This is a genomic window from Pseudomonas sp. GNP012 (genome assembly GCF_054343835.1).
Window position 1 is genome coordinate 4,721,139 of the sequence record NZ_JBTGUU010000001.1, and the last position, 24,695, is coordinate 4,745,833.

General features: G+C 60.3%; 25 protein-coding genes. 14 read left to right on the plus strand and 11 right to left on the minus strand.

The features are described 5' to 3' along the window. Positions 1-4: 4 nt before the first annotated feature. The 3 genes from rsfS to ACXX83_RS21350 form a co-directional block, all read right to left on the minus strand. Positions 5-499: a ribosome silencing factor gene (gene rsfS, locus ACXX83_RS21340; protein WP_007975896.1), complete on the minus strand. Its 495-nt coding sequence runs from the start codon at positions 497-499 to the stop codon at positions 5-7. A gap of 73 nt (positions 500-572) precedes the next feature. Beyond that, positions 573-1,262, minus strand: coding sequence for a nicotinate-nucleotide adenylyltransferase (gene nadD / locus ACXX83_RS21345; protein WP_095965721.1), 690 nt, complete (start codon positions 1,260-1,262; stop codon positions 573-575). Between the two features lies 1 nt (position 1,263). Next, on the minus strand, positions 1,264-2,535 hold the full coding sequence (locus ACXX83_RS21350) for a glutamate-5-semialdehyde dehydrogenase (protein WP_217836460.1): 1,272 nt from the start codon (positions 2,533-2,535) through the stop codon (positions 1,264-1,266). A gap of 189 nt (positions 2,536-2,724) precedes the next feature. On the opposite strand from ACXX83_RS21350, the gene ACXX83_RS21355 reads away from it, so the two are divergent. Together ACXX83_RS21355 and ACXX83_RS21360 are read left to right on the plus strand one after the other, a co-directional pair. Then, the gene (locus tag ACXX83_RS21355) at positions 2,725-3,423 is read left to right on the plus strand and encodes a DNA-3-methyladenine glycosylase (RefSeq protein WP_458549512.1); all 699 of its coding nucleotides are present in this window, start codon (positions 2,725-2,727) and stop codon (positions 3,421-3,423) included. Positions 3,424-3,617: 194 nt separating this feature from the next. After that, the gene (locus tag ACXX83_RS21360) at positions 3,618-4,934 is read left to right on the plus strand and encodes a bifunctional DedA family/phosphatase PAP2 family protein (protein WP_458549513.1); all 1,317 of its coding nucleotides are present in this window, start codon (positions 3,618-3,620) and stop codon (positions 4,932-4,934) included. A 134-nt stretch (positions 4,935-5,068) separates the two neighbouring features. Here the strand turns inward: ACXX83_RS21360 and ACXX83_RS21365 are convergent, their stop codons facing one another. The 4 genes from ACXX83_RS21365 to ACXX83_RS21380 all read right to left on the minus strand — a co-directional run bounded on the left by ACXX83_RS21365 (position 5,069) and on the right by ACXX83_RS21380 (position 7,111). After that, on the minus strand, positions 5,069-5,323 hold the full coding sequence (locus tag ACXX83_RS21365) for a hypothetical protein (RefSeq protein ID WP_217836462.1): 255 nt from the start codon (positions 5,321-5,323) through the stop codon (positions 5,069-5,071). A gap of 111 nt (positions 5,324-5,434) precedes the next feature. Continuing rightward, positions 5,435-6,025, minus strand: coding sequence for an LON peptidase substrate-binding domain-containing protein (locus ACXX83_RS21370; RefSeq protein WP_007998442.1), 591 nt, complete (start codon positions 6,023-6,025; stop codon positions 5,435-5,437). Between the two features lie 10 nt (positions 6,026-6,035). Further along, a complete protein-coding gene (locus ACXX83_RS21375; RefSeq protein WP_007975911.1) occupies positions 6,036-6,752 on the minus strand; it encodes an LrgB family protein in 717 nt (238 codons plus the stop codon). Continuing rightward, complete coding sequence (locus tag ACXX83_RS21380) at positions 6,749-7,111, minus strand: CidA/LrgA family protein (protein ID WP_126047748.1); 363 nt, start codon at positions 7,109-7,111, stop codon at positions 6,749-6,751. The genes ACXX83_RS21375 and ACXX83_RS21380 overlap by 4 nt, the downstream gene beginning before the upstream one ends. Positions 7,112-7,304: 193 nt before the next feature. On the opposite strand from ACXX83_RS21380, the gene ACXX83_RS21385 reads away from it, so the two are divergent. The 3 genes from ACXX83_RS21385 (at position 7,305) to ACXX83_RS21395 (ending at position 10,262) form a co-directional block, all read left to right on the plus strand. Further along, positions 7,305-7,760, plus strand: a complete 456-nt coding sequence (locus ACXX83_RS21385; protein ID WP_008001099.1) for a MaoC family dehydratase — start codon at positions 7,305-7,307, stop codon at positions 7,758-7,760. A 114-nt stretch (positions 7,761-7,874) separates the two neighbouring features. After that, the gene (locus tag ACXX83_RS21390) at positions 7,875-9,593 is read left to right on the plus strand and encodes a C13 family peptidase (protein ID WP_458549514.1); all 1,719 of its coding nucleotides are present in this window, start codon (positions 7,875-7,877) and stop codon (positions 9,591-9,593) included. A 27-nt stretch (positions 9,594-9,620) separates the two neighbouring features. Next, positions 9,621-10,262, plus strand: a complete 642-nt coding sequence (locus ACXX83_RS21395; RefSeq protein ID WP_015096986.1) for an oxidoreductase — start codon at positions 9,621-9,623, stop codon at positions 10,260-10,262. A gap of 146 nt (positions 10,263-10,408) precedes the next feature. Here the strand turns inward: ACXX83_RS21395 and ACXX83_RS21400 are convergent, their stop codons facing one another. From ACXX83_RS21400 to ACXX83_RS21415, 4 genes are all read right to left on the minus strand, one after another. Continuing rightward, positions 10,409-10,693, minus strand: a complete 285-nt coding sequence (locus ACXX83_RS21400; RefSeq protein WP_217836464.1) for a YceK/YidQ family lipoprotein — start codon at positions 10,691-10,693, stop codon at positions 10,409-10,411. Then, complete coding sequence (gene ubiX / locus ACXX83_RS21405; protein WP_015096988.1) at positions 10,686-11,318, minus strand: flavin prenyltransferase UbiX; 633 nt, start codon at positions 11,316-11,318, stop codon at positions 10,686-10,688. Before ubiX ends, ACXX83_RS21400 begins: the two co-directional genes overlap by 8 nt. After that, positions 11,315-12,664: a UDP-N-acetylmuramate:L-alanyl-gamma-D-glutamyl-meso-diaminopimelate ligase gene (gene mpl, locus ACXX83_RS21410; protein WP_458549515.1), complete on the minus strand. Its 1,350-nt coding sequence runs from the start codon at positions 12,662-12,664 to the stop codon at positions 11,315-11,317. The genes ubiX and mpl overlap by 4 nt, the downstream gene beginning before the upstream one ends. Before the next feature lie 158 nt (positions 12,665-12,822). Then, positions 12,823-14,739: a sigma-54-dependent Fis family transcriptional regulator gene (locus ACXX83_RS21415; protein ID WP_458549516.1), complete on the minus strand. Its 1,917-nt coding sequence runs from the start codon at positions 14,737-14,739 to the stop codon at positions 12,823-12,825. A 323-nt stretch (positions 14,740-15,062) separates the two neighbouring features. On the opposite strand from ACXX83_RS21415, the gene exaC reads away from it, so the two are divergent. From exaC to ACXX83_RS21460, 9 genes are all read left to right on the plus strand, one after another. Beyond that, on the plus strand, positions 15,063-16,583 hold the full coding sequence (gene exaC / locus ACXX83_RS21420; RefSeq protein ID WP_034148108.1) for an acetaldehyde dehydrogenase ExaC: 1,521 nt from the start codon (positions 15,063-15,065) through the stop codon (positions 16,581-16,583). Between the two features lie 271 nt (positions 16,584-16,854). Next, positions 16,855-18,228, plus strand: coding sequence for an ethanolamine permease (gene eat / locus ACXX83_RS21425; RefSeq protein WP_015096992.1), 1,374 nt, complete (start codon positions 16,855-16,857; stop codon positions 18,226-18,228). Between the two features lie 102 nt (positions 18,229-18,330). Continuing rightward, positions 18,331-19,725: an ethanolamine ammonia-lyase subunit EutB gene (locus tag ACXX83_RS21430; RefSeq protein ID WP_217836467.1), complete on the plus strand. Its 1,395-nt coding sequence runs from the start codon at positions 18,331-18,333 to the stop codon at positions 19,723-19,725. Continuing rightward, entirely contained in the window at positions 19,722-20,558 is an 837-nt protein-coding gene (eutC, locus tag ACXX83_RS21435; RefSeq protein ID WP_458549517.1) for an ethanolamine ammonia-lyase subunit EutC, read from the plus strand. Before ACXX83_RS21430 ends, eutC begins: the two co-directional genes overlap by 4 nt. 114 nt (positions 20,559-20,672) lie before the next feature. Then, positions 20,673-21,134: a GNAT family N-acetyltransferase gene (locus ACXX83_RS21440; protein ID WP_015096995.1), complete on the plus strand. Its 462-nt coding sequence runs from the start codon at positions 20,673-20,675 to the stop codon at positions 21,132-21,134. Positions 21,135-21,367: 233 nt separating this feature from the next. Then, positions 21,368-22,024: a DedA family protein gene (locus ACXX83_RS21445; RefSeq protein ID WP_095965734.1), complete on the plus strand. Its 657-nt coding sequence runs from the start codon at positions 21,368-21,370 to the stop codon at positions 22,022-22,024. A 4-nt stretch (positions 22,025-22,028) separates the two neighbouring features. After that, complete coding sequence (locus tag ACXX83_RS21450) at positions 22,029-22,841, plus strand: M90 family metallopeptidase (protein ID WP_458549518.1); 813 nt, start codon at positions 22,029-22,031, stop codon at positions 22,839-22,841. 113 nt (positions 22,842-22,954) lie between these two features. Then, a complete protein-coding gene (gene ppa, locus ACXX83_RS21455) occupies positions 22,955-23,482 on the plus strand; it encodes an inorganic diphosphatase (RefSeq protein ID WP_007894323.1) in 528 nt (175 codons plus the stop codon). Positions 23,483-23,711: 229 nt separating this feature from the next. After that, positions 23,712-24,458 (plus strand): S24 family peptidase, encoded by a 747-nt coding sequence (locus ACXX83_RS21460; protein ID WP_458549519.1) that lies wholly within the window; start codon positions 23,712-23,714, stop codon positions 24,456-24,458. Positions 24,459-24,695 lie beyond the last annotated feature (237 nt).

Genomic DNA, 24,695 nt, shown 5'->3' on the forward strand with positions numbered 1-24,695 from the left:
TCCCTTATTCCTGGTCTTTGTTGAGCTTGTTGAAGTGCTCGTGACCAACTTCAGGGCTGTGGTGCTTGCCATCGGCCGCACGGCTCTGCTCGGCACCCTTCCAGAGGCGCTCCAGGTCGTAGAACTGACGGGCGTTGGAAGTCATCATGTGAACGATCACGTCGTCCATGTCCAACAGCACCCAGTCGCTGTCGCCCTTGCCTTCTTCACCCAGCGGCTTGATGCCCAGGGCTTTGACGGCCTCGCGAACCTTGTCCAGCATCGCGCCGATCTGGCGGTTGGAGGTACCGGTGGCGATGATCATGTAGTCAGTGATGCTCTGCTTGTCGCGAACATCGATCACCAGCACGTCCTGGGCCTTGACGTCTTCCAGGGCGGCTACGGCAATCTTGACCAGCTCGTCGCCCTTAGGCGGCTCGGCGGCGAGGACCTTTTCCGGCAGCGGGGCGCTCTTGAATGTGCCTTTGCGTTTTACTTTGCTTTCGTTGTTGCTCGTCATATAAAACTCGTTTTGCTCGTTTGTTCGGGCGCTTCAATACACGTTGTTGCCACGTGCCTTGAGGCACTCCTATTCAGTTCGACGCACGGTAGAGCCCGTGCGCATCGATGTAGGCCAGGACCGCGTCGGGCACCAGGAAACGTACCGACTTACCGCTGGCCAGCAGTTGACGGATCTGGGTGGCGGATACCGCGAGCGGTGTCTGCCAGACGAATGCAATCTGTCCGCTCGGCCCTTTGAGGGCCAGCGGGTCGCTCACCGAGCGCGCTGCCAGCAGGTTGCGCAAGGCATCCGGCGGTTCGCTGTCGGCATCCGGGCGTTGCAACACCAGGATATGGCAATGCTGGAGCAACTCTTCCCAGCGGTGCCAAGTGGGCAGGCCGCAAAAAGCGTCCCAGCCCAAAAGCAGAAAAACCTGGTCGGATACGGCCAGTTCGGCGCGCATCAGTTCCAGGGTATCAATGGTGTAGGACGGTTTGTCCCGCTGCAATTCGCGGGCGTCCACCACCAACGGCGCCACACCGGCCACCGCGCACTCGACCATCGCCAGACGGTCTTTTGCCGACACCTGCGGCTTGTCCCGATGGGGCGGCCTGGCACTGGGTGTCAGACGCAGCTCATCGAGCGCCAGGGTTTCGGCGACTTCCAGTGCACCGCGCAAATGGCCGATGTGCACCGGATCGAACGTTCCGCCCAGCACGCCAATGCGGCGAGGGGCTGGCTCGCTGACAATGACCGGGGCTGACGGGTCGAAGTCGCCCAAGTCAGACCGGCTCCTGTCCGCGCAGTTGCCCGTCGCCGACCACAACGTACTTCTCGCAGGTCAGTCCTTCGAGGCCCACCGGGCCACGGGCGTGCAGCTTATCAGTAGAAATGCCGATCTCGGCACCCAATCCGTATTCGAAGCCATCGGCGAAGCATGTCGGGGTGTTGATCATCACCGACGACGAGTCGACTTCAGCCACGAAACGCCGGGTGTCGCCCTGGTGTTCGCTGACAATCGAATCGGTGTGGTGAGAGCCGTAACGGTTGATGTGCTCGATGGCCTGTTCCAGACCGTCGACCACGCGGATCGACAGAATCGGCGCCAGGTACTCGGTGCTCCAGTCTTCCTCGGTGGCCGGCACGGCATCGATGATCGCCCGGGTACGCTCGCAACCGCGCAGCTCGACGCCTTTTTCGCGGAACTGGGCGGCCATCGCGGGCAGGAAATCCTTGGCGACGGTTTGATCCACCAGCAGCGTTTCCATGGCACCGCAGATGCCATAACGATACGTCTTGGCGTTGAACGCGATGCGCTGGGCCTTGGCCAGGTCGGCGTGCTCACTCACGTAAACGTGGCAAATGCCGTCCAGGTGCTTGATCACCGGCACGCGGGCATCACGACTTACGCGCTCGATCAGGCCTCGGCCACCACGGGGCACGATGACATCAACGTATTCAGGCATGGAGATCAACGCACCGACGGCAGCGCGGTCCGTGGTTTCGACCACTTGCACCACAGCGGCGGGCAGATCGGCTTCGGCCAGGCCGCGCTGGATGCAGGCGGCAATGGCCCGATTGGAATGAATGGCCTCTGAACCGCCACGCAGGATGGTCGCGTTGCCGGACTTCAGGCACAGACTGGCGGCATCGATGGTCACGTTCGGCCGCGACTCGTAGATGATCCCGATCACGCCCAGTGGCACGCGCATCTTGCCGACCTGAATACCCGACGGACGGAAACTCATGTCGCGGATCGCGCCGACCGGGTCCGGCAGGGCCGCCACCTGGCGCAGGCCGACGATCATGCCGTCAATACGCGCAGGTGTCAGCGCCAGACGTTCAAGGAGGGCCGGTTCCAGACCATTGGCGCGACCGGCGGCCAGATCCAGCTCATTGGCCGCCGTCAGTTCGGTGCGGGCAGCGTCCAGCGCATTGGCAGCGGCCAGCAGGGCGCGGTTTTTCTGCGCGGTGCTGGCGCGGCCGATCACGCGGGAAGCTTCGCGGGCAGCGCAACCCAGGCGGGTCATGTAATCAAGAACGGACTCAGTCATGGTCTGGCGTGGTCTTTGATAAGGTCTTGGTAAAGAGTAAAGCGGCAGATTATAGCTGTCGCGTCCCGGGACTAACAGCGGTGACGGGCGGATGGTCGAAATGGAGGGGTATTTGCCGACGTTCAGCCGGGATTAAGCTTCAAATTGTTATCATCACGACTCATTCAGCCCTGACAAATGCCGGTCATCATGTCCAACCTGACTGTTCGAGCGTCCGCCGTGGGCCTGCCCGCGGGCCTCCCGGACGCGTTTTTCGACCGTGACGCGCAAATTCTGGCCCGGGACTTACTGGGCAAAATCATTCGCCATCGAGTCGGCGACCTGTGGCTCAGCGCCCGGGTCATCGAGACCGAAGCCTATTACTACGCGGAAAAAGGCAGCCACGCGTCCCTCGGCTACACAGAAAAGCGTAAGGCTTTGTTTCTGGATGGCGGCCACATCTATATGTATTACGCCCGGGGCGGAGATTCCCTTAATTTCAGCGCCCAGGGGCCCGGCAACGCCGTGCTGATCAAGTCCGCCTATCCGTGGGTCGATGAATTGAGCGGGCCGGCGAGCCTGGCACAGATGCTGTTGAACAATCCCGACGCCCAGGGTCACCCTCGCCCGTCACAAAAGCTCTGCGCCGGGCAAACCCTGCTCTGCAAGGCGCTGGGTCTGAAAGTGCCGGTGTGGGACGCCAAACGCTTCGACCATGAAGTGCTGCTGGTGGAGCATGTCGGCCAGACGCCCGCCCACATCATCCAGACCACACGTCTGGGCATCCCCCACGGACGCGATGAACACCTGATGTACCGCTTCGTCGACGGAACCTACGCGGCTTACTGCACGCGGAACCCGCTGCGTCGAGGGCAAGTCGAAGGTCGCGATTATTTTGTGCTGTCCTGAAATTGACTCAGACTTGATGCAAACAGAACCTCATGTGGGAGCGGGCTTGCCCGCGAAGGCGGTGTGTCAGGCGACAATGATGTTGCCTGGAGGGTCCCATTCGCGAGCAAGCCCGCTCCCACAGGGGGTCAGTGGCGTATTCAACGTTGCACTTATCCCCTGGAAGCAATTGAACATTTGATGGAGTGGTTCTTATGGGCCCATGGCTCGATAGCGTGACCGAATGGTTGGCGCTCAACCCGCAATGGCTGGCAGCAGCGGTATTCATCGTAGCCTTTGTGGAATGCCTGGCGATTGCCGGGCTGATCGTTCCCGGTACGGTGTTGCTGTTCGCCGTGGCGGTACTGGCAGGCAGTGGCGCGCTGACACTCAGTGAGACGCTCTTGCTGGGTTTCGTCGCCGGGGTGCTGGGTGACGTCGTTTCGTATTTTCTGGGGCGGCACTTCCATCAGAACATCCGGCGCCTGCCGGGCTTGCGCCATCATCCGGAATGGATCGCCGGGGCAGAGTCATATTTCCAGCGCTACGGCATCGCCAGCCTGCTGGTTGGGCGCTTTATCGGGCCCCTGCGGCCAATGCTGCCGATGGTGGCCGGAATGTGCGACATGCCTTTCCCGCGCTTCTTCGCCGTCAGCCTGTTGGCCGGCGCAGGCTGGTCGGTGGCTTATCTGATGCCTGGCTGGGCCACGGGCGCGGCAATCCGCTTGCCGTTGCCCGAAGGCTTCTGGCTCCAGGCCGGGGTTGTTGCCGGCAGCATTGCTCTGATGGTTGGCTTGAGCGCGACCAGCAGCCTGCGCCGACATCGCCGCGCGACGCTGTTCATTACAGGGATGAGTCTTCTGATTCTGACGGGGCTGTTTATCGGATATTCGCACCTGTCCGCACTCGATCAAGGCGTGATGACACTGGTGCAGGAACATCGTAAACCGTTGCTGGATGAAGTGGCGGTAGTCTTCACGCTGATCGGCGAATTCCGCAACATGTTGTTGTTCAGTGCGCTGCTGACCGGTTTACTACTGCTGATGCGGCAATGGCGGCACGCGATTTTCGCGGGCAGCACACTGCTCTTCACGGCACTGGCCAATACCGCGACCAAGTACTTTTTCGCCCGCTTGCGCCCCGAAGTGTTGAGCGATCCGCTCACCAGCTACAGCATGCCCAGCGGCCATGCTTCAGGGTCTTTCGCGCTGTTCCTCACTCTCGCCGTTCTGGCCGGCCGCAGGCAACCGCCCCGGATGCGCCTGACCTGGTTATTGGTGGGATGCCTGCCCGCACTGGCGATTTCACTTTCGCGCGTCTACCTCGGTGCGCATTGGCCGACGGATGTATTGGCCGGCGCAATGCTGGCGGCGTGTGTCTGCGGGGCCAGTCTGTGGCTGATCCAGCGCAAGGAACCGCTCAACGTCTTGCCGCCCAAGGTCTGGTGGCTGGTGCTCCCAGCCTTGGTGGCATTGTTCGGGTTCTTCGTGTTGCGGCATTTGCCGCATACGATGTTGAGATATGCTTATTAAGCGCGTTACTTACGCGGCACAGCAACTTACCCCCTCCAAAAAAACAATCCCGATCGCACTGACCGGGATTATTTTACAAGCAGGCATTTGATTTTAACCTTTGAAGCGACCCACCGACCTGCAACAACAAACATTTAACTCAAAGGTGGGAGCTCATTCATAACGCTCTCAGCGCGGATCTCAAGATACTTATCCAGACGCCCATAATATTGTCGAAATATCGTACCAAGCTCTTTTCCCACCTTATCCTTGACGTCAACATATCTGGCATCCGGATTGACCTCAAGCAACTCATCGGCCATTTGACTCCAGACAATGAACCGAATCAAATAAGATTCTTTCTCCTGCGAGGGATGAACCATAGCCAACTCATCAACATCATTGTTCATAATTTAAACTCTCCTTGTTATTAACAACCCCAAACCTGGGGCACACGGAGAACTTAAATAGAACAACTCCCAACTACAAGACCTCCAACCTTTAAAATTAGAACAAAACAATTAAGCAAACAACTCACCTTGCAATTCATCCAGCAACGCCTGAATCGCATCCAGTCGCTGCTGTGGATCATCGAGTTGCAGCAGGTCGATCTTGTCCAGTTCGGCGAAAGGCAGCAGGTACGCCAACTGATTAGCCAGCGATTGCTGCCCGGTCGCCTCCGTGCCCATGTTCAAGGCTTCGACCATCGGGTGTTCAGCCAGGGCCTTGAGCAACGCCACCAGATCGGCATCCTCGTCCTGCAGCGGTTGCTCCGGCTCGTCTTCCAGCCACTCGACCTCGGCGACGGTCAACTGATCCCGTTGCACTTCGGTACGCAAAACGTGAAAGCGCCGCCCGCCCTGCACCCGAATCCCCAGCAGGCCGTTGTCCTGCTGTTTGAAATCTGTGATCAGCGCTTCACAACCCACCAGCGCGTAGCCGGCCGGGGCGATTCCGACTTCTTCGCCATCGAGGATGCACACCACGCCGAACCCGCCACCCTGCTTCATGCAGCGGCCTATCATGTCCAGATAGCGCGCTTCGAAGATCTGCAAGTCGAGGATGCAACCTGGGAACAGCACTGTGTTCAACGGAAAAAGCGGCAGACTCATAGACATTTCCTTACACGACCATCGACACCGCCAGCGGCAGGAAAACCGCCGTGGCCACACCCATCAGGCTCATCGCCAGCGCCGCGAAGGCGCCGCACTCTTCACTTTCCTGCAACGCCACCGACGTGCCGACCGCATGGGCCGTCATGCCCAGTGCCATGCCCCTGGCTTCCGGGCTGTGCACGCCGAGACGAGTCAACAGGGCCGGGCCGAAAATCGCCCCTATCACACCGGTAATCAGGACGAACACCGCTGCCAGCGCCGCGACCCCACCGATCTGTTCAGCCACCAGCATCGCAATCGGCGACGTCACCGACTTCGGCGCCATGGTCATCAGGATCATGTGCTCGGCACCGAACCACCAGCCCAGCAACACACCCATCCCCGTGGCCACCACCCCGCCTATCACCAGCGTAGTAAATATCGGCCAGAACAACTGCCGAATCCGTCGCAGGTTGAGATAAAGCGGCACCGCCAGCGCGACAGTGGCCGGACCGAGCAGGATGCTCAGGATCTCGGTGCTCTTGCGGTACTCGGCGTAAGTCAGGCCGCAACCCACCAGCACGCCGATCACCAGCAACATGGAGACCAGCACCGGCTGCAAAAAGATCCAGCGGGTTTTCTCGAATGCCGCAAGGACGAGTTGATAGGCACCCAGGGTGATACCGATGCCGAATAATGGATGGTGAATCACCGAGGCCCAGGCGCCGTGCCAGTCGAAGATCATTGGTTGTCCTCGGTGTGAGCGTGACGCTTGACCATGCGCTGCATCAGCACCCCGGCGAAGGCCATCGAAAGCAACAGCGACAACACCAGCGCACCGACGATGGCCCAGAAGTCCGCCGCGATGTCAGCGGCATACACCATCACGCCCACGGCCGGCGGCACCAGCAACAGCGGCAGGTAACGCAGCAGGCTGCCGGCCGCCAGGTTCAGTGGCTCGCCGACCTGTCCGCGGCAGATGAGGTACACCAGCAACAGCAGCAACCCCACAATCGGCCCCGGCAGCACAGGCAGAAACAAATGATTGATCGCCGTGCCGAGCAATTGGAACAGCACCAGCCACGTCAGGCCCCGTAACAGCATCAAAGATCTCCCGCAAAATCCATCACCCGCATTGGCTTGGCATTATAAGCATGCTCGCGCTATGGACCGGCATTCGCCAAAAGCATGGCCAGTTGACCGCAGCGTTCAGCCATGTTGATCTAAAGTGGTAAGCCGGGAGGTCAAATCCCCCCAACTCAAAACTATAAAACCGATGAACCCAAGGAGAGTCTCAATGCCCTATGTTCCAGTTGCAGAGCTCAAAGATTATGTCGGCAAGGAACTTGGACGTTCCGAATGGCTCACCATCGATCAGGACCGCATCAACCTGTTCGCCGAAGCCACAGGGGATTTTCAGTTCATCCATGTCGACCCGGTCAAGGCCGCGCAAACGCCATTTGGCAGCACTATCGCTCACGGCTTTCTGTCGTTGTCGCTGATTCCGAAATTGATGGAAGACATCCTCGTCATGCCCGAAGGCTTGAAGATGGTGGTCAACTACGGCCTCGACAGCGTGCGCTTCATCCAGCCGGTCAAGGTCAATTCGCGGGTACGGCTGAAGGTCGACCTGACCGAAGTCATCGAGAAGAAACCCGGCCAATGGCTGCTCAAGGCCACCACCACCCTGGAAATCGAAGGTTCGGACAAGCCGGCGTATATCGCCGAACCCCTGTCCCTGTGCTTCGTGTAAACCTTCCGGGATGCGAAGCAGCGCCTGCTGTTTCGCGCCCTCTTGCGGTACCTCGCCCTATATAAGGACCCATGGCTGCGGCATACTCCTTCGCCTAATTGCCCGGAATCCGCTATGCGCCCACTTGCACTCCTTGCCTTGACCCTGATGCTCACCGCTTGCGGCGACGGCGAATCTCCTTTGCCCCCCGACGCACGCCTGCCGGACGGCGGACGCTATCGCGGTGACCTGGTCAATGGCTTGCTGCAAGGCAAGGGTCGCATCGACTACCCGAACGGCAGCTGGTACGCCGGCGAGTTCGACAAAGGCCAGTGGCAGGGCCAGGGCGAATGGCATGGCAGCAATGGCGAAGTCTATCGCGGGCAGTTCAATCAGGGACTGTTCGACGGCCAGGGAGCACTGACCACCAACGCCAACAGCTACAGCGGCGGCTTCAAGGCTGGCCGCCGTGACGGCGAAGGCACGCTCAAAGAAAACGGCATGAGTTACCGCGGTGAATTCAAGGCCGATCAATACGCCGGCCTGGGTCGCCTCGAACTCGAAGACGGCAGCTCCTATCAGGGCCAGTTCGCCCACGGCAAACCCAACGGCGAAGGCCAGCGCAGTGACGGCAACGGCAATCAGTTCACCGGGCACTTTGTCGACGGCCAACTGGAAGGCAACGGCACGTTCAACAGCGCCGATGGCGACATCTATGTCGGCGGTTTCAAGAACAATCAACTGCACGGCAAAGGCCGCTACGAAAACGCCGACGGCGATGTGTGGCTGGGCCAGTTCAAGGAAGGTTCGCTGAACGGCAAGGGCGAGTTGATCGGCACTGACGGCAGCCACTACATCGGCCACTTCAACGACTGGCGCTTTTCCGGCCAGGGCCGGCTGAACCTCGCCGACGGCAGCTTTTACACCGGCCAGTTCGACAACGACAGTTACCAGGGCCGTGGCACACTGGTGCTGACCGATGGCACTGTGCTCAGCGGCACCTGGATCAATGGCCAGCGCGTGCGCGACGCCGAGGGCAAACTGTTGCCGGATACACTCGAGCTCGGCCTGCTGGCACAGGGGCGCTTGCTCGACGCAGCGCTGGCCAACATTCCGCCCTCGACCCCGGCGGTGGAGCTGTATTCGTTGACCCTGGGCGGTGATGGCAAGCAAAGCGTGTTTCTGCGCGAGTCCGACTACGTCGCCAATATGCTCTCCACCCGTTTCGGCGCCTTCGGCCAGATCCGCCTGGTGAACCATCGTGACCACCTCGCCGACCGCCCGATGGCTACCCGGGAGAACCTGCGTCGCGCCACCCTGGCGCTGGCCGAACGCAGCGGTCCGGAAGACCTGATTTTCATCTACCTGACCAGCCATGGCACCAGCGAACACGAACTGGTACTGGACCAGCCGCGCATGGAACTGGCCGATCTGCCAGCCGACGAATTGGCCGCTGTTCTCGCCCCGCTGAAAAACCGCGACAAGATCATCGTGATTTCGTCCTGCTACTCCGGCGGTTTCATCCCCGCCCTCAAGGATGAACGGACCCTGATCATAACGGCCTCGCGGGCCGACCGAGTCTCCTTCGGCTGCTCGGAGGAAGCCAACTTCACCTACTTCGGCGATGCCCTGTTCGTCCAGGCTCTGAACCAGACCGATGATCTGGAACAAGCCTTCAAACGGGCCAAGGCCACTGTCGCCGAGCGTGAGCTGGCGGACGGCTTCGAAGCATCCGAACCACAGATCTGGGCACCGAAAACCGTCCTCTCGCACTGGCAACTATTGCGCAAACAACAGGCACGAAAAGCGCTGCAAAGTTCATCCATGCAAAGCAAGGATGCAAACAGCAACTAAGCTGAACAGTATCAAGGGAGAAACACTATGTACTTGACGCCTCAGCACGTGCTGCTCGCCGGAGCCACCGGTTTGACGGGTGAACATCTGCTCGATCGCTTGCTCAGCGAGCCAACGATCACCCGGGTATTGGCCCCCTCACGCCGGCCACTGGCCGAACACCCGCACCTGGAAAACCCGGTCGGCGACCCGACGGCGTTCCTGCCGCAACTGAACGGGCGGGTCGATATTGCCTATTGCTGCCTGGGTACCACGATCAAGCAGGCAGGCTCGGAGCAGGCGTTTCGCGCAGTGGATCTGGACATGGTGGTGGCATTCGCCAAACGCGCACGGGAGATGGGCGCACGACACCTGATCGTAATCAGTGCTCTGGGAGCCGATCGCAGATCCTCGATTTTCTACAACCGGGTCAAAGGCGAAATGGAGTACGCATTGCGCGCGCAGGACTGGCCGCAGCTGACTATTTGCCGCCCTTCGCTGTTACTGGGTGATCGCGCTGAGCCGCGCCTGGCCGAGAAAGTCGCCGGCCCCTTGTCACGCCTGATTCCCGGCAAATACCACGGCATCGAAGCCTGCCAACTGGCCCGCGCCATGTGGCGTCTTGCACTCGAAGAGCAGGACGGCGTGCGGATTGTCGAGTCGGATGAGTTGCGCAAACTCGGCAAATAATCCGCGGACCTGTGGCGAGGGGGCTTGCCCCCGTTCGACTGCGTAGCAGTCGTAAGTATGGAACTCGCGGTTTATCAGAAAAAAGGAGATGGCCGGTTTTGGGGCTGCTCCGCAGCCCAACGGGGGCAAGCCCCCTCGCCACGCCCTTACAACCCACCCGTTGCCTGAAAACTCACCCCGATCACCGTCAGCAACGACAGCGGCAACAGCAGTGTGTCGAGCAACGCACTGGCCGGCAGATCAACGCCCGGATAGCTCGGCGCTTGCGCGCCGAAACGGTCCATCGCGCAACAACCGCCATTCATCGCATACAAATCCAGTCGCGTCCCGGCGTACACCACCGGCGCCCCCGGCTTGGCCGCATCGAGGGTACGCACCGTGGCGCACCCGGCCAATTGCAGCGCCAGCACCATCACCAGCAGCTTATTCATCGCTGGTCAGATGATGTTCACCCCAACGCGGCAGCATGTCCTGAGGAATATTCAGCAGGTTAAGGATCCGTGCCACGACGAAATCGATCAGGTCGTCGATGGTTTGCGGCTGATGATAAAAGCCCGGTGATGCCGGCAGGATTGTCACGCCCATGTTCGACAACTTGAGCATGTGCTCCAGGTGAATGCTCGAATACGGCGCCTCGCGAGGCACAAGAATCAGTTGGCGACGCTCTTTGAGCGTCACATCGGCGGCACGCTCGATCAGGTTGTTGCAGGCGCCGCTTGCGATCGCCGACAACGTGCCAGTGGAGCACGGCACCACCACCATTGCCGCTGGCGCGCCGGAACCCGAGGCCACCGGCGACATCCAGTCTTCCCTGCCATACACCCGAATCTGCCCGGCGACGGCCCCCGTGTATTCGGTGAGGAATGCCTGCATCATCTGCGGTTTGGACGGCAGCGTGACGTCGGTTTCGGTCGCCATCACCAACTGCGCCGCCCTGGAAATCAGGAAGTGCACTTCACGATCTTCCCGCACCAGGCAGTCGAGCAGGCGTAAACCGTACTGGGCGCCTGAAGCACCGGTCATCGCCAGGGTGATGCGGTCCGGGCCGTTGTTCATTTGAGTGCCTCGGCCAACTTGCCGTGAAGGCCGCCGAAGCCGCCGTTGCTCATGATGACCACGTGAGTGCCGGGTTGGGCCTGGCTCTTCACACGATCGATGATGCCCTCAAGGGAATCGCTGACAATCGACGGCACAGTGCACAGCGCTGCAGTGCCCGCCAGGTCCCAGCCGAGGTTGGCGGGTGCGTACCAGATCACCTGATCGGCATCGACCACGCTTTCCGGCAGTCCGTCACGGTGCGCGCCAAGTTTCATGGAGTTGGAACGTGGCTCGATGATCGCGATCAACGGTGCATCGGCGATGCGCTTGCGCAGGCCGTCGAGCGTGGTGGCGATGGCGGTCGGGTGGTGAGCGAAGTCGTCATAGATGGTGATGCCACGGACTTCCGCGACTTTCTCCATCCGGCGTTTCACGCTTTTGAAGGCGCTCAACGCGGCGATGCCCATGGATGGCACCACACCGACGTGGCGCGCGGCGGCCAGCGTCGCCAGGGCGTTGGCGACGTTGTGCTGGCCGGTCATGTCCCATTCGACCACACCCTGGGCGACGCCTTCGAACATCACTTCGAACTTCGAACCATCTTCACTGAGCAACTTGACCTGCCACTGACCGCCGGCACCGGTAGTTTGCACCGGAGTCCAGCAGCCCATCTCGATGACGCGCTGCAACGCCGGCTCAGTGGTCGGATGAATCACCAGGCCTTCGCTCGGGATGGTCCGCACCAGGTGATGGAACTGCCGCTCGATGGCCGGCAGGTCCGGGAAAATGTCCGCGTGATCGAACTCAAGGTTGTTCAGGATTGCCGTGCGCGGGCGGTAATGTACGAACTTGGAGCGCTTGTCGAAGAACGCACTGTCGTATTCGTCGGCTTCGATGACGAAGAAGGGTGTATTACCCAGGCGTGCCGACACCGAGAAGTTTTGCGGTACGCCGCCGATCAGGAAGCCCGGGGCCATGCCTGCATGCTCCAGCACCCAGGCCAGCATGCTGCTGGTGGTGGTCTTGCCGTGCGTACCGGCAACGGCCAGCACCCAACGACCTTGCAGCACGTGATCCGCCAGCCATTGCGGGCCGGAAACGTACGGCAGGCCTTTGTTCAGCACGTACTCCACCGCCGGGTTGCCCCGGGACATGGCGTTGCCGATCACCACCAGATCAGGGGCCGGATCGAGTTGCGCCGGGGCATAGCCTTGTGTCAACTCGATGCCCTGGGCTTGCAACTGAGTGCTCATCGGCGGATAGACGTTGGCATCGGAGCCCGTCACGTGATGGCCCAGTTCTTTGGCCAGAACCGCCATTGACCCCATGAAAGTGCCGCAGATACCAAGAATATGAATGTGCATAGTCGACCTCGTAAAACTTGGTCGCAGGTTAGCTTAGGGAGGGGAAAATCGCACCTGATGTTTCAGATCCAAAGACGCCTTCGCGAGCAGGCTCGCTCCCACAAAGACCCCATAGACCCTGTGGGAGCGGGCTTGCCCGCGATTGGGGGCGACGCAGCTTACCGGGCAATCCCGTGCTTGCGCAGCTTGCGATAAAGGGTATTTCGACTGACCCCCAACTGCTGCGCCGTATGCGTCATATGCCAGCGCGTCTGCTCCAGCGCACTGAGTAACGCCAGCCGCTCGGCATCCTCCAGCGGATGCTCCGATGGCTCCTCGACAGCCTGCGCCATCGCCGGCCTGGCCGAACGAATCATGGCCGGCAAATCTTCCAGACCGATCCGTCCGTCCTCACACAGGGCTGCCAGCGTACGCAGCACATTTCTCAGCTGGCGTACGTTGCCCGGCCAGGCAAATCCCAACAAAGCCTCGCGTGCCGGCCCGTCAATCCACACCGCTTCTGCGTGCGCCTCTTCGGCCAGTAAAAAGTCGAGCAACTGCGATTTATCACTGCGATCACGCAAAGCCGGCAGCGCGACTTCAAGTCCGTTGAGGCGGTAATACAAATCCTCGCGGAAGCTGCCGTCCTGCACGCGATCCAGCAAATTACGGTGGGTGGCACTGATGATTCGCACGTTTACCGCTTCCGGCTCGCCACCGATCGGCACCACCTGCCGGTCCTCCAGCACCCTGAGCAATCGCGTCTGCAGGGCCAGTGGCATGTCACCGATTTCATCGAGGAACAAGGTCCCGCCGTCGGCCTGTTGCAACTTGCCGCGCATGCCTTCCTTGCGTGCACCGGTGAAGCTGCCGCCACGGTAACCGAACAGCTCGCTTTCGATCAGACTCTCGGGAATGGCCGCGCAATTTAGGGCGACGAAGGCCTTTTCCGCCCGCTGGCTGGCGTGGTGCAGCGCTTTGGCGAAGGCCTCCTTGCCGGACCCTGTTTCGCCGTTGATCAGCAACGGCACGTCGCGCTCGTAGACGCGCAAGGCCTTGCGAAAGTCGGCCTGCAAGGTCACATCATCCAGGCAAATGCCCGACAGGCGCGGTGCCAGTGCAGCCTTGGGAGCAGGCTCCATTGGAATCGGCAGCGACCGCCGCGCCTCGCCGCGCAATACCGCGAACAGCTTGCGACCATCACGGGTACGCAATGGCCAACTGGCTGCGGCATTGATACTCGCCCGCCCCAGCAACTCATCGAGCGAGCAATCGAAAAACGCTTCCACCGGTTTACCCAGCAAGCCGCCGCGAATATGTCCCAGCAGGTTCAGCGCACTCTGATTGACCGCGCAGATGCGCCCTTCCCCGTCGAACGCCAGCAACCCTTCGCTGAACAAACCGACGGACTCGGCCTGCAAGTGAAAACGCAGCAGCCATTGGTTGTCGAAGCAGCGCAGGAAGTAACAGCTCTCGATCATCTTCGCCGACAGATTGACCAGCGCCATGGTGTGGAACTGACTTTGCCGCGACACATCGCGCCGCGCCGACGACACGTCGAGCACCGCCAGCAATTCGCCATGGGGATCGAAGACCGGGCTTGCCGAGCAGGTCAGGCCGGTGTGGCGGCCGCGAAAGTGTTCGTCCTGATGGATGGTCAGCGACTGACGCTCCACCAGGCAGGTGCCGATACCGTTTGTGCCTTCGCAGGCCTCGCTCCAGTCGGCGCCGAGCCAGAGCCCGGCACGCTCGAAAATCTGTCGTTCGGCAGGCGCGGTGACGCAATTGAGGATCACGCCGCGGGCGTCGGTCAGCAGCACTGCATGGCCGGCACCGGAGAGTTGCTGGTGCAGGCTGGTCATTTCATTGCCAGCGATGTGCAGCACTTGCTGCAAGCGTTCGCGACTTTCAAGGACACGACCGTGTTCCAGCACCGTCGGTGCGATGCTCAGCGCCGGGTCGAGGTGATAGTCCTCAAGGCAGCGCAGCCAGGAGCGGGCGATGGACGGATCACTGCCAGGGCCATGCAGGTGGGCCTTGCCCTGAGTAACGGTCAGAACTTGCTGGGCATGGCGACTCAAATGGTTGTCGTGCATTTCTTATTATTCTCCCCCCGAAAGGTTTACACGCTCCCTGTAGGAGCTGCCGCGTCAGTCCTTGTGATTGCCCGAGCATCCTCCAGCCGGGCCAGCATTGCAATGCTGGCAAGACCGCTCGGTCACAGGTCGTGTCAGAATCGGTACAAAGTGTCACGCCAGCTGTACCGAAAGCGTCACAGCCGCACTCCATCCGTCCGACAAAAAACGCGCAAGGCCTTGATTTGCCTGAGCTGCAACGCACTGGCCCGCCCCTTGCTCTACGCTTATAGCAAGCGCACATGCGCGACTCCCTATAAGCACAAAAGCAAGGAGAGACCACCATGCGTTACGCTCACCCCGGTACTGAAGGCGCTATCGTTTCGTTCAAAGCCAAGTACGGTAACTACATCGGCGGCGAGTTCGTCGCGCCTGTCAAAGGTCAGTACTTCACCAATACCTCGCCAGTGAATGGCCAACCGATTGCCGAATTCCCCCGCTCCACGGCCGAAGACATCGACAAGGCCCTGGATGCTGCCCACGCTGCCGCCGACGCCTGGGGCGCCACGTCCGCCCAGGCGCGCTCGCTGGTGCTGCTGAAAATCGCCGACCGCATCGAACAGAACCTCGAACTGCTGGCAATCACCGAATCCTGGGACAACGGCAAGGCCGTGCGCGAAACCCTCAACGCCGACATCCCGCTGGCCGCCGACCATTTCCGCTACTTCGCCGGCTGCATCCGCGCCCAGGAAGGCAGCGCCGCCGAAATCGACGGCAACACCGTGGCCTATCACATCCATGAACCCCTCGGCGTGGTCGGCCAGATCATCCCGTGGAACTTCCCGATCCTGATGGCCGCGTGGAAACTCGCTCCGGCCCTGGCTGCCGGTAACTGCGTGGTGCTCAAACCCGCCGAGCAGACCCCGCTGGGCATCACCGTGCTGGTCGAACTGATCGGCGACCTGCTGCCACCGGGCGTGCTGAACATCGTGCAAGGCTTCGGCAAAGAAGCCGGCGAAGCCCTGGCCACCAGCAAACGCATCGCCAAGATCGCCTTCACCGGCTCGACCCCGGTCGGCTCGCACATCATGAAATGCGCCGCCGAAAACATCATCCCGTCCACCGTGGAGCTGGGCGGCAAGTCGCCGAACATCTTCTTCGAAGACATCATGAAGGCCGAACCGTCCTTCATCGAGAAAGCCGCCGAAGGCCTGGTGCTGGCGTTCTTCAACCAGGGCGAAGTCTGCACCTGCCCTTCCCGCGCGCTGGTGCAGGAGTCGATCTACGACGAGTTCATGGCCGTCGTGATGAAGAAGGTCCTGCAAATCAAACGCGGCGACCCGCTGGACACCGACACCATGGTCGGCGCCCAGGCGTCCGAGCAGCAATTCGACAAGATCCTTTCGTACCTGGAAATCGCCAAGGGCGAAGGTGCCGAGTTGCTGACCGGCGGCAAGGTGGAAAAACTCGAGGGCAACCTGGCGAGCGGCTATTACATCCAGCCAACGCTGCTCAAGGGCACCAACAAGATGCGTGTGTTCCAGGAAGAAATCTTCGGCCCGGTGGTGAGCATCACCACCTTCAAGGACGAAGCCGAAGCCCTGGCCATCGCCAACGACACCGAGTTCGGCCTCGGCGCCGGCCTCTGGACCCGCGACATCAACCGCGCCTACCGCATGGGCCGCGCCATCAAGGCCGGTCGGGTGTGGACCAACTGCTACCACCTGTACCCGGCGCACGCCGCGTTCGGCGGGTACAAGAAGTCCGGCGTCGGCCGTGAAACCCACAAGATGATGCTTGATCACTATCAGCAGACCAAAAACCTGCTGGTGAGCTACGACATCAATCCGTTGGGCTTCTTCTAAAAACCGGGGCGCTACAGGTGTTTTTGTGGCGCCCTTTCCACCGCTTTCGCGAGCAAGCCCGCTCCCACAGGGGTTTTGTGTAAACCCGCATCAGGTAACCGACACAAGTCCAATGTGGGAGCGGGCTTGCTCGCGAAGGCGTCCGTGATGACCCAACACACAAAGCCTGGCCGCTCTGGCACGGGCCTTGCGTACCCGTCATTCAGCGTTTCACCCAAGCCGTCACACCCGAAAGTCCAAAAGATCGAACAATAAAAAATAGAGAGGACTTATGACTACTTCTTCCACACAGCTCAAACCCACACTCGGCACCCTGCATCTATGGGGCATTGCCGTCGGCCTGGTGATTTCCGGCGAGTACTTCGGCTGGAGTTACGGCTGGGGCACCGCAGGCACCCTGGGTTTTCTCGTCACCGCATTGATGGTGGCGACGATGTACACCTGCTTCATTTTCAGCTTCACCGAACTGACGACGGCGATTCCCCACGCCGGCGGGCCATTTGCCTATAGTCGTCGGGCCTTTGGTGAAAAAGGCGGTTTGATCGCCGGCATCGCTACCCTGATCGAGTTCGTCTTTGCCCCACCGGCCATCGCCATGGCCATCGGCGCCTACCTCAACGTGCAATACCCGGAACTGGACCCGAAGATCGCCGCCGTTGGCGCCTATTTCGTGTTCATGGGCCTGAATATCCTCGGCGTCAGCATCGCGGCCACCTTCGAACTTGTGGTCACCGTGCTGGCCGTCGCTGAATTGCTGGTGTTCATGGGCGTGGTCGCCCCGGGCTTCAGTTTCAGCAATTTCGTACTGAACGGCTGGTCGGGTGCCAATGAGTTCACGATGGGCTCGATTCCTGGCATCTTCGCCGCCATTCCCTTCGCGATCTGGTTCTTTCTCGCTATCGAAGGCGCAGCCATGGCCGCCGAGGAAGCCAAGGACCCGAAACGCACCATCCCCAGGGCCTACGTCAGCGGCATTCTGACCCTGGTGTTCCTGGCCATTGGAGTGATGGTGATGGCGGGCGGCGTCGGCGACTGGCGCCAACTGTCGAACATCAACGATCCGCTGCCCCAGGCAATGAAGGCCGTGGTTGGCAATAATTCGACCTGGATGCACATGTTGGTGTGGATCGGGCTGTTCGGCCTGGTGGCGAGTTTCCACGGGATCATTCTTGGCTATTCACGCCAGTTCTTCGCCCTGGCTCGCGCCGGCTACTTGCCCAAAGGCCTGGCCAAACTCTCGCGCTTCCAGACGCCGCACCGGGCCATTCTGGCCGGTGGCGTGATCGGCATTGCGGCCATCTACAGCGATGGACTGGTCAATCTGCAAGGCATGACCCTGACGGCGGCGATGATCACCATGTCGGTATTCGGCGCCATCGTGATGTACATCATCAGTATGCTGAGCCTGTTCAGACTGCGTAAAACCGAGCCGAACCTGGAACGCACCTTCCGTGCGCCGGGCTATCCGATCGTACCGGGGATCGCGCTGTTCCTGGCAGTGGTGTGCCTGGTGGCGATGGCGTGGTTCAACACCTTGATCGGCCTGATCTTCCTCGGGTTCATGATCGCCGGTTACCTGTACTTCCAGTTGACCGCCCGGCAGCGCTCCGAAGCACCGGCGGACGCTATGCTCGAAGGTATCTAGATGCACCGGTGCCGGGCCCGCTGCCCGGCGCCTGCATGATTGAAGTGCACGCAGCTCCCACAGAAAGAGCAGATTGCAGTAATTATTGGAGGACACCGCCCCATGGCCACATTCGCCCATACCGTCGGCGCCCAGACTTACCGCTTCGACAGCCTCAAGGACGTGATGGCCAAGGCCAGCCCGGCCCGCTCCGGAGACTTTCTGGCCGGCGTCGCCGCGCTCAACGATGGCGAGCGGGTGGCCGCGCAGATGGCTTTGGCCGACACTCCGCTAAGCCACTTTCTGCAGGAAGCACTGATTCCCTACGAATCCGATGAAGTGACGCGCCTGATCATCGACACCCACGACAAAAAGGCCTTCGCGGTCGTCAGCCACCTCACCGTCGGCGGTTTTCGCGACTGGCTGCTCAGTGATGCCGCCGATGAACAGGTCCTGCGCGCCCTGGCACCCGGCCTGACGCCGGAAATGGCCGCCGCCGTATCAAAGATCATGCGTGTGCAGGATCTGGTGCTGGTGGCACAAAAAATCCGCGTGGTCACGCAGTTTCGCGGCACCCTGGGTCTGCGCGGGCGCCTGTCCACGCGACTGCAACCGAACCACCCCACCGACGAACCGGCCGGCATCGCCGCGAGCATTCTCGACGGCCTGCTGCACGGCAATGGCGACGCGATGATCGGCATCAACCCGGCCACCGACAGTATCGCCTCGATTTGCGCGATGCTGGAGATGCTTGACGCAATCATCCAGCGCTACGAAATCCCGACCCAGGCTTGTGTGCTGACCCATGTCACCACGTCGATCGAAGCGGTCAATCGCGGCGTCCCGTTGGACCTGGTGTTCCAGTCGATCGCTGGCACCGAAGCGGCCAATGCCAGTTTTGGCATCAACCTGAGTGTGTTGAAGGAAGGCTATGACGCCGGATTGAGCCTGAATCGCGGCACCCTGGGCCAGAACCTGATGTATTTCGAAACCGGCCAGGGCAGCGCGCTGTCGGCCAATGCTCACCATGGCGTCGATCAACAAACCTGCGAAACCCGCGCCTATGCCGTCGCGCGTCACTTCAACCCGTTTCTGGTCAACACCGTTGTCGGCTTTATCGGTCCGGAATACCTGTACAACGGCAAACAGATCATCCGCGCTGGCCTGGAGGACCACTTCTGCGGCAAATTGCTCGGTGTGCCCATGGGTTGCGACATCTGCTACACCAACCACGCCGAAGCTGACCAGGACGATATGGACACCCTGCTGACCCTGCTGGGTGTCGCCGGGATCAACTTCATCATGGGCATCCCGGGTTCCGACGACATCATGCTCAACTACCAGACCACCTCGTTCCACGATGCGCTCTACGCCAGGCAGACCCTGGGGTTGAAGCCCGCGCCGGAGTTCGAGCAGTGGCTGGCGAAAATGGGCATCTTCACTCAATCGGACGGCAGGATTCTCTTCGGTGACAGCCTGCCGCCGGCCTTTCGGCAGGCCTTGGCGCAATTGGGATGAGCAATGACATGGATAAACTACCCTTCGATCCCCACAACCCATGGCTGGAACTGCGACGCCTGACACCGGCGCGAATTGCCCTGGGCCGAACCGGCACCAGCATTCCCACCCGCGCGCAACTGGACTTCCAGTACGCTCACGCCCAGGCACGGGATGCGGTGCACTTGCCGTTCGATCACGCGGCACTCAACTCACAACTGGCCGAACGCGGACACCAAAGCCTTTTGCTGCACAGCGCAGCGATCGACCGCAACAGTTACCTGCAACGCCCGGACCTGGGACGAAAGCTGAGTGACGAGTCGGCAAAGACCCTGCGTGATTACGCTGCGGCGCATCCTGGCGGGATCGATCTGGTGATTGTGATCGCCGACGGCCTGTCGGCACTGGCCGTTCATCGCCACACCCTGCCCTTTCTGGCACGCCTCGAAGAACAGATTGCAGCCGAAGGCTGGACTGTTGCGCCGGTGATATTGGTGGAACAGGGGCGCGTGGCGATCGCTGACGAAATCGGTGAGTTACTGGGTGCGAAAATGACCGTCATCCTCATCGGCGAACGCCCTGGCCTCAGCTCTCCGGACAGCCTGGGATTATATTTCACCTACAATCCCAAGGTCGGCCTTACCGATGCCTACCGTAATTGCATCTCCAACGTGCGGCTCGAAGGCCTGAGTTATGGCATGGCGGCACACCGTTTGCTGTATTTGATGCGCGAAGCCTGCCGACGGCAGTTGTCGGGGGTCAATCTGAAGGATGAAGCACAGGTTCAGACCCTGGAGTCGGATGCGGGAGCCGACATGAAAGATAATTTCCTGCTTGGGCCGCCGAATGCCTGAACCGCTTCCGCATTGCACATTCGTACCAGTTTAAGGCAGGATCGTGGCACGGCCGCCAAGGGTTTCCCATCGCCGTCAGAGACGTAAGACAGCCACTTGAAGACGAGACCTACCATGCGGATTATTCAAGCGACCCTCGAACACCTGGACCTGCTGACCCCGTTGTTCGTCAAATATCGCGAGTTTTATGGCTCCCTGCCGTATCCGGACTCGTCCCGGGCGTTCCTCGAAAAACGCCTGCGTCGCAAGGAGTCGGTGATCTACCTGGCGCTGTCCGATGACGACAGCAACAAGCTGATGGGCTTCTGTCAGCTTTATCCGAGCTTCTCCTCGCTGTCACTCAAACGCGTGTGGATCCTCAACGATATTTATGTCGCAGAGGACGCCCGCCGCCAGTTGGTGGCCGACAACCTGATCCGTACCGCGAAAAAAATGGCCAAGGAAACCAATGCCGTACGCATGCGCGTTTCCACCAGCAGCAACAACGAAATCGCGCAGAAAACCTACGAGTCCATCGGATTCAAGGTAGACACCGAATTCAAGAACTATGTGCTGCCGATCAGCGACGAACTCTGAATCACCTGCACCCTGCTCGCGATGGCATCGCGAGCAGGCTCGCTCCTCCCGTTCGTTATCAAACATCAGCCCTGTCATGACATTCCCCGGTACAATCTCGACGCGATTTTCACCAGTCGCCTCGTATAATTCCGATATTCCCGGCTTGTAAGAAAAACTACCCCTATCCGTAGTCTTACGCGAAGTCATCCGCACAGGCCTGTAGAGTCGGGCCAATACCACAGGTGCTATCCATGGATTTCAACCCGATCGACATTGTCCTGCATCTCGACGTCTACCTCGACATGCTTGTAGCCAACTACGGGGCATGGATCTACGCCATTCTGTTCATGGTGATCTTTTGTGAAACCGGCCTGGTGGTCATGCCCTTCCTGCCGGGCGACTCCCTGCTGTTCATCGCCGGCGCCGTGGCGGCCGGTGGCGGCATGGACCCGGTACTGCTCGGCGGCCTGCTGATGCTGGCGGCGATTCTGGGCGACAGCACCAACTACATCATCGGACGAACGGCGGGTGAAAAACTGTTCAGCAATCCGAACTCGAAGATTTTCCGCCGCGACTACCTGCAACAAACCCACGACTTCTACGACAAGCATGGCGGCAAAACCGTGACTTTGGCGCGCTTCCTGCCCATCATCCGGACCTTTGCCCCCTTCGTCGCCGGTGTGGGGAAAATGCCCTATCCGCGCTTCTTCGCCTTCAGCGTGCTGGGCACCATCCTGTGGGTCGGTGGCCTGGTGACCCTCGGTTATTTCTTCGGCAACGTACCGTTCATCAAGAAGAACCTGTCGCTGCTGATTGTGGGCATCATCCTGTTGTCGCTGGTGCCGATGATCATCGGCATGGTGCGTAGCCGCCTTGCCGGCTCGAGCTCCAAAGCCGAATCGCGCTGACACGATGTGGTCCCTGAGCGCCTGGCGTCGCCGACGCACCCTGGCCAGGCACCCGATTGCCGATGACATGTGGCAACGGGTGCGCCATCACCTGAGCTTTCTCGATGGCATCAGTGCCGCCGAAGACCAATGGCTGCGCGAAGCCTGCGTGCTGTTCCTCGAAGACAAGCACCTGAGCGCCCTGCCCGGTGTCGAACTGCATCAGGAGCAACGCTTGCTGCTCGCTGCCCAGGCGCAACTGCCGCTGCTTCACCTCGGCGACCTGAACTGGTATCAGGGCTTCCACGAAATCATTCTCTACCCCGATGACTTCCTCAGCCCCCAACGCCATCGCGACGCCAGCGGCGTCGAGCATGAATGGGACGGTGAGCACAGCGGTGAAGCCTGGCAGCAAGGCCCGATCATCCTCGCCTGGCCCGGCGTCATGGCCAGCGGAGGCTGGGAAGGCTACAACCTGGTGATCCACGAACTGGCGCACAAACTCGACATGCTCAACGGTGACGCCAACGGCCTGCCGCCATTGCACCCCGACATGCGGGTCAGCGACTGGGCCAAGGTCATGCAAGAGGCCTACGACGACCTTGATCGGCAACTGGAACGCAATCCCGACGCTGAAACCGCCATCGACCCGTACGCCGCCGAAAACCCTGCCGAGTTCTTCGCCGTCACCAGCGAATACTTCTTCAGCGCCCCGGATTTGCTGTACGAGGCTTATCCACGGGTGTACCAGCAGCTGAAGCTGTTCTATCGCCAGGACCCGCTGACGAGGTTGAAGCAACTTCAGGCGCATGACCCTGTCTATCAGGCACACCAGTGAGCGCCATACGACTTCTGGTACATGGCGTCGACACAGGAATATGCCTATAATCGCCGCCACTTTTTGGTCAATCCGGCCAAGTGTTTCTGGTCAACTAACGGGGGCAACGCCCAATGAGCTACAGCAAGATTCCGGCTGGCAAAGACCTGCCGAACGACATCTACGTCGCGATCGAGATTCCGGCCAACCACGCGCCGATCAAGTACGAAATCGACAAAGACAGCGATTGCCTGTTCGTTGACCGTTTCATGGCCACCCCAATGTTCTACCCGGCCAACTACGGTTACATCCCGAACACCCTGGCTGACGACGGTGATCCCCTCGACGTGCTGGTCGTGACCCCTTACCCGGTTGCTCCTGGTTCGGTGATCCGCGCTCGCCCGGTCGGCATCCTGAACATGACCGACGACGGCGGCGGCGATGCCAAAGTCATCGCAGTTCCGCACGACAAGCTGTCCCAGCTGTACGTCGACGTCAAGGAATACACCGACCTGCCAGCACTGCTGATCCAGCAGATCGAGCACTTCTTCGCGAACTACAAAGATCTCGAAAAAGGCAAATGGGTGAAGATCGAAGGCTGGGCCGGTGCAGACGCCGCCCGCGACGCGATCACCAAGTCGGTTGCAGCCTATAAAGGTTAAGAGAAGCCGCGAGCTTCCAGCGACAGACTGCAAGAAAAACCCCGGTATATCCGGGGTTTTTTGTGGGCACTTGATAAGGGCTTTAAACAGGACGTTTAGCCTTGTCCGGCCTTGGTTTTTGCCTGTTTAAAATTCCTCAAGAACGTCTTACATCCGGTCGTAAATTACCCACGAAATTTGAACGAGGCGTTTATTCAAACCCCTACCAGCCGCCAGTAGACTCGCGTTCATGAAAAAGAACACTAGCGGCCCACGCTTTAAAGCGCTCCTCGAAGCAGCGAACATCACGACCACCGGATTTGCCGACTTTCTGGGTACGGCTCCGCAAAATGTACATAACTGGTACACCCGCGGCGTGCCTGCCCATTGCATGGAAGAAGTCGCCCGAAAACTCTCCGTCAGCAGCGACTGGCTGAAAACCGGCGAAGGCTCGAAAGACGCCCGGCACCTGCGTCTGATCGAGGAGTCCGGCAACACCTTCGACGCCCAGACCATCCGCGGTATCTATACGGTCATCGAGCCAGTCGACGTCGAACTGCCTTTCTACAAAGAAGCTGTCATCGCCCCGGGATCCAACAAAACCCACGTCATAGAAGATCCCGAGACATCCATCCGCCTGCCCCGCAGCCATCTCGATTCACTGGAAATCAACCACGCCGACGCCATCTGCGCCTTCATGAGCGGCAACAGCATGGGGGAAAAAATTGAAGACGGTTCAACCCTGGCGATTGACCGTGGCCTGACCCAGATTGTCGATGGCGAGATTTACGCCATCGAACATGACGGCATGCTGCGCATCAAGTACCTGCACCGACTACCGGGCAACTCCCTGCGACTGCGCAGCCACAACCGCGCCGAGTACCCGGATGAAATCTTCCGGGCGGCACAAATCGAGGAGCAGAACATCAGGGTACTGGGTTGGGTGTTCTGGTGGTCGACCCTGAACAAACGGCGGCCGGCCGTGCCCTTTCTTTAAACGCGCCACAACGCCCATCGGCCATCCACCCAGGTGGCCGAACAGCTCTGCACGGCACTTCCCGCTGGGAATTTGCGCCAAACCTGCGTATGCTGCGCCCCACATTTGCGCATCCACCCGCACCGCGGCTCAGATGCGCTGACCTGACAGATGACTTTCTCACCAGGTCCCACAGCCGGACGCAAGATCCGGGTGTACGTTTTGAAGGCTGGCGCGGTTTACCAAAAATGATCCAAG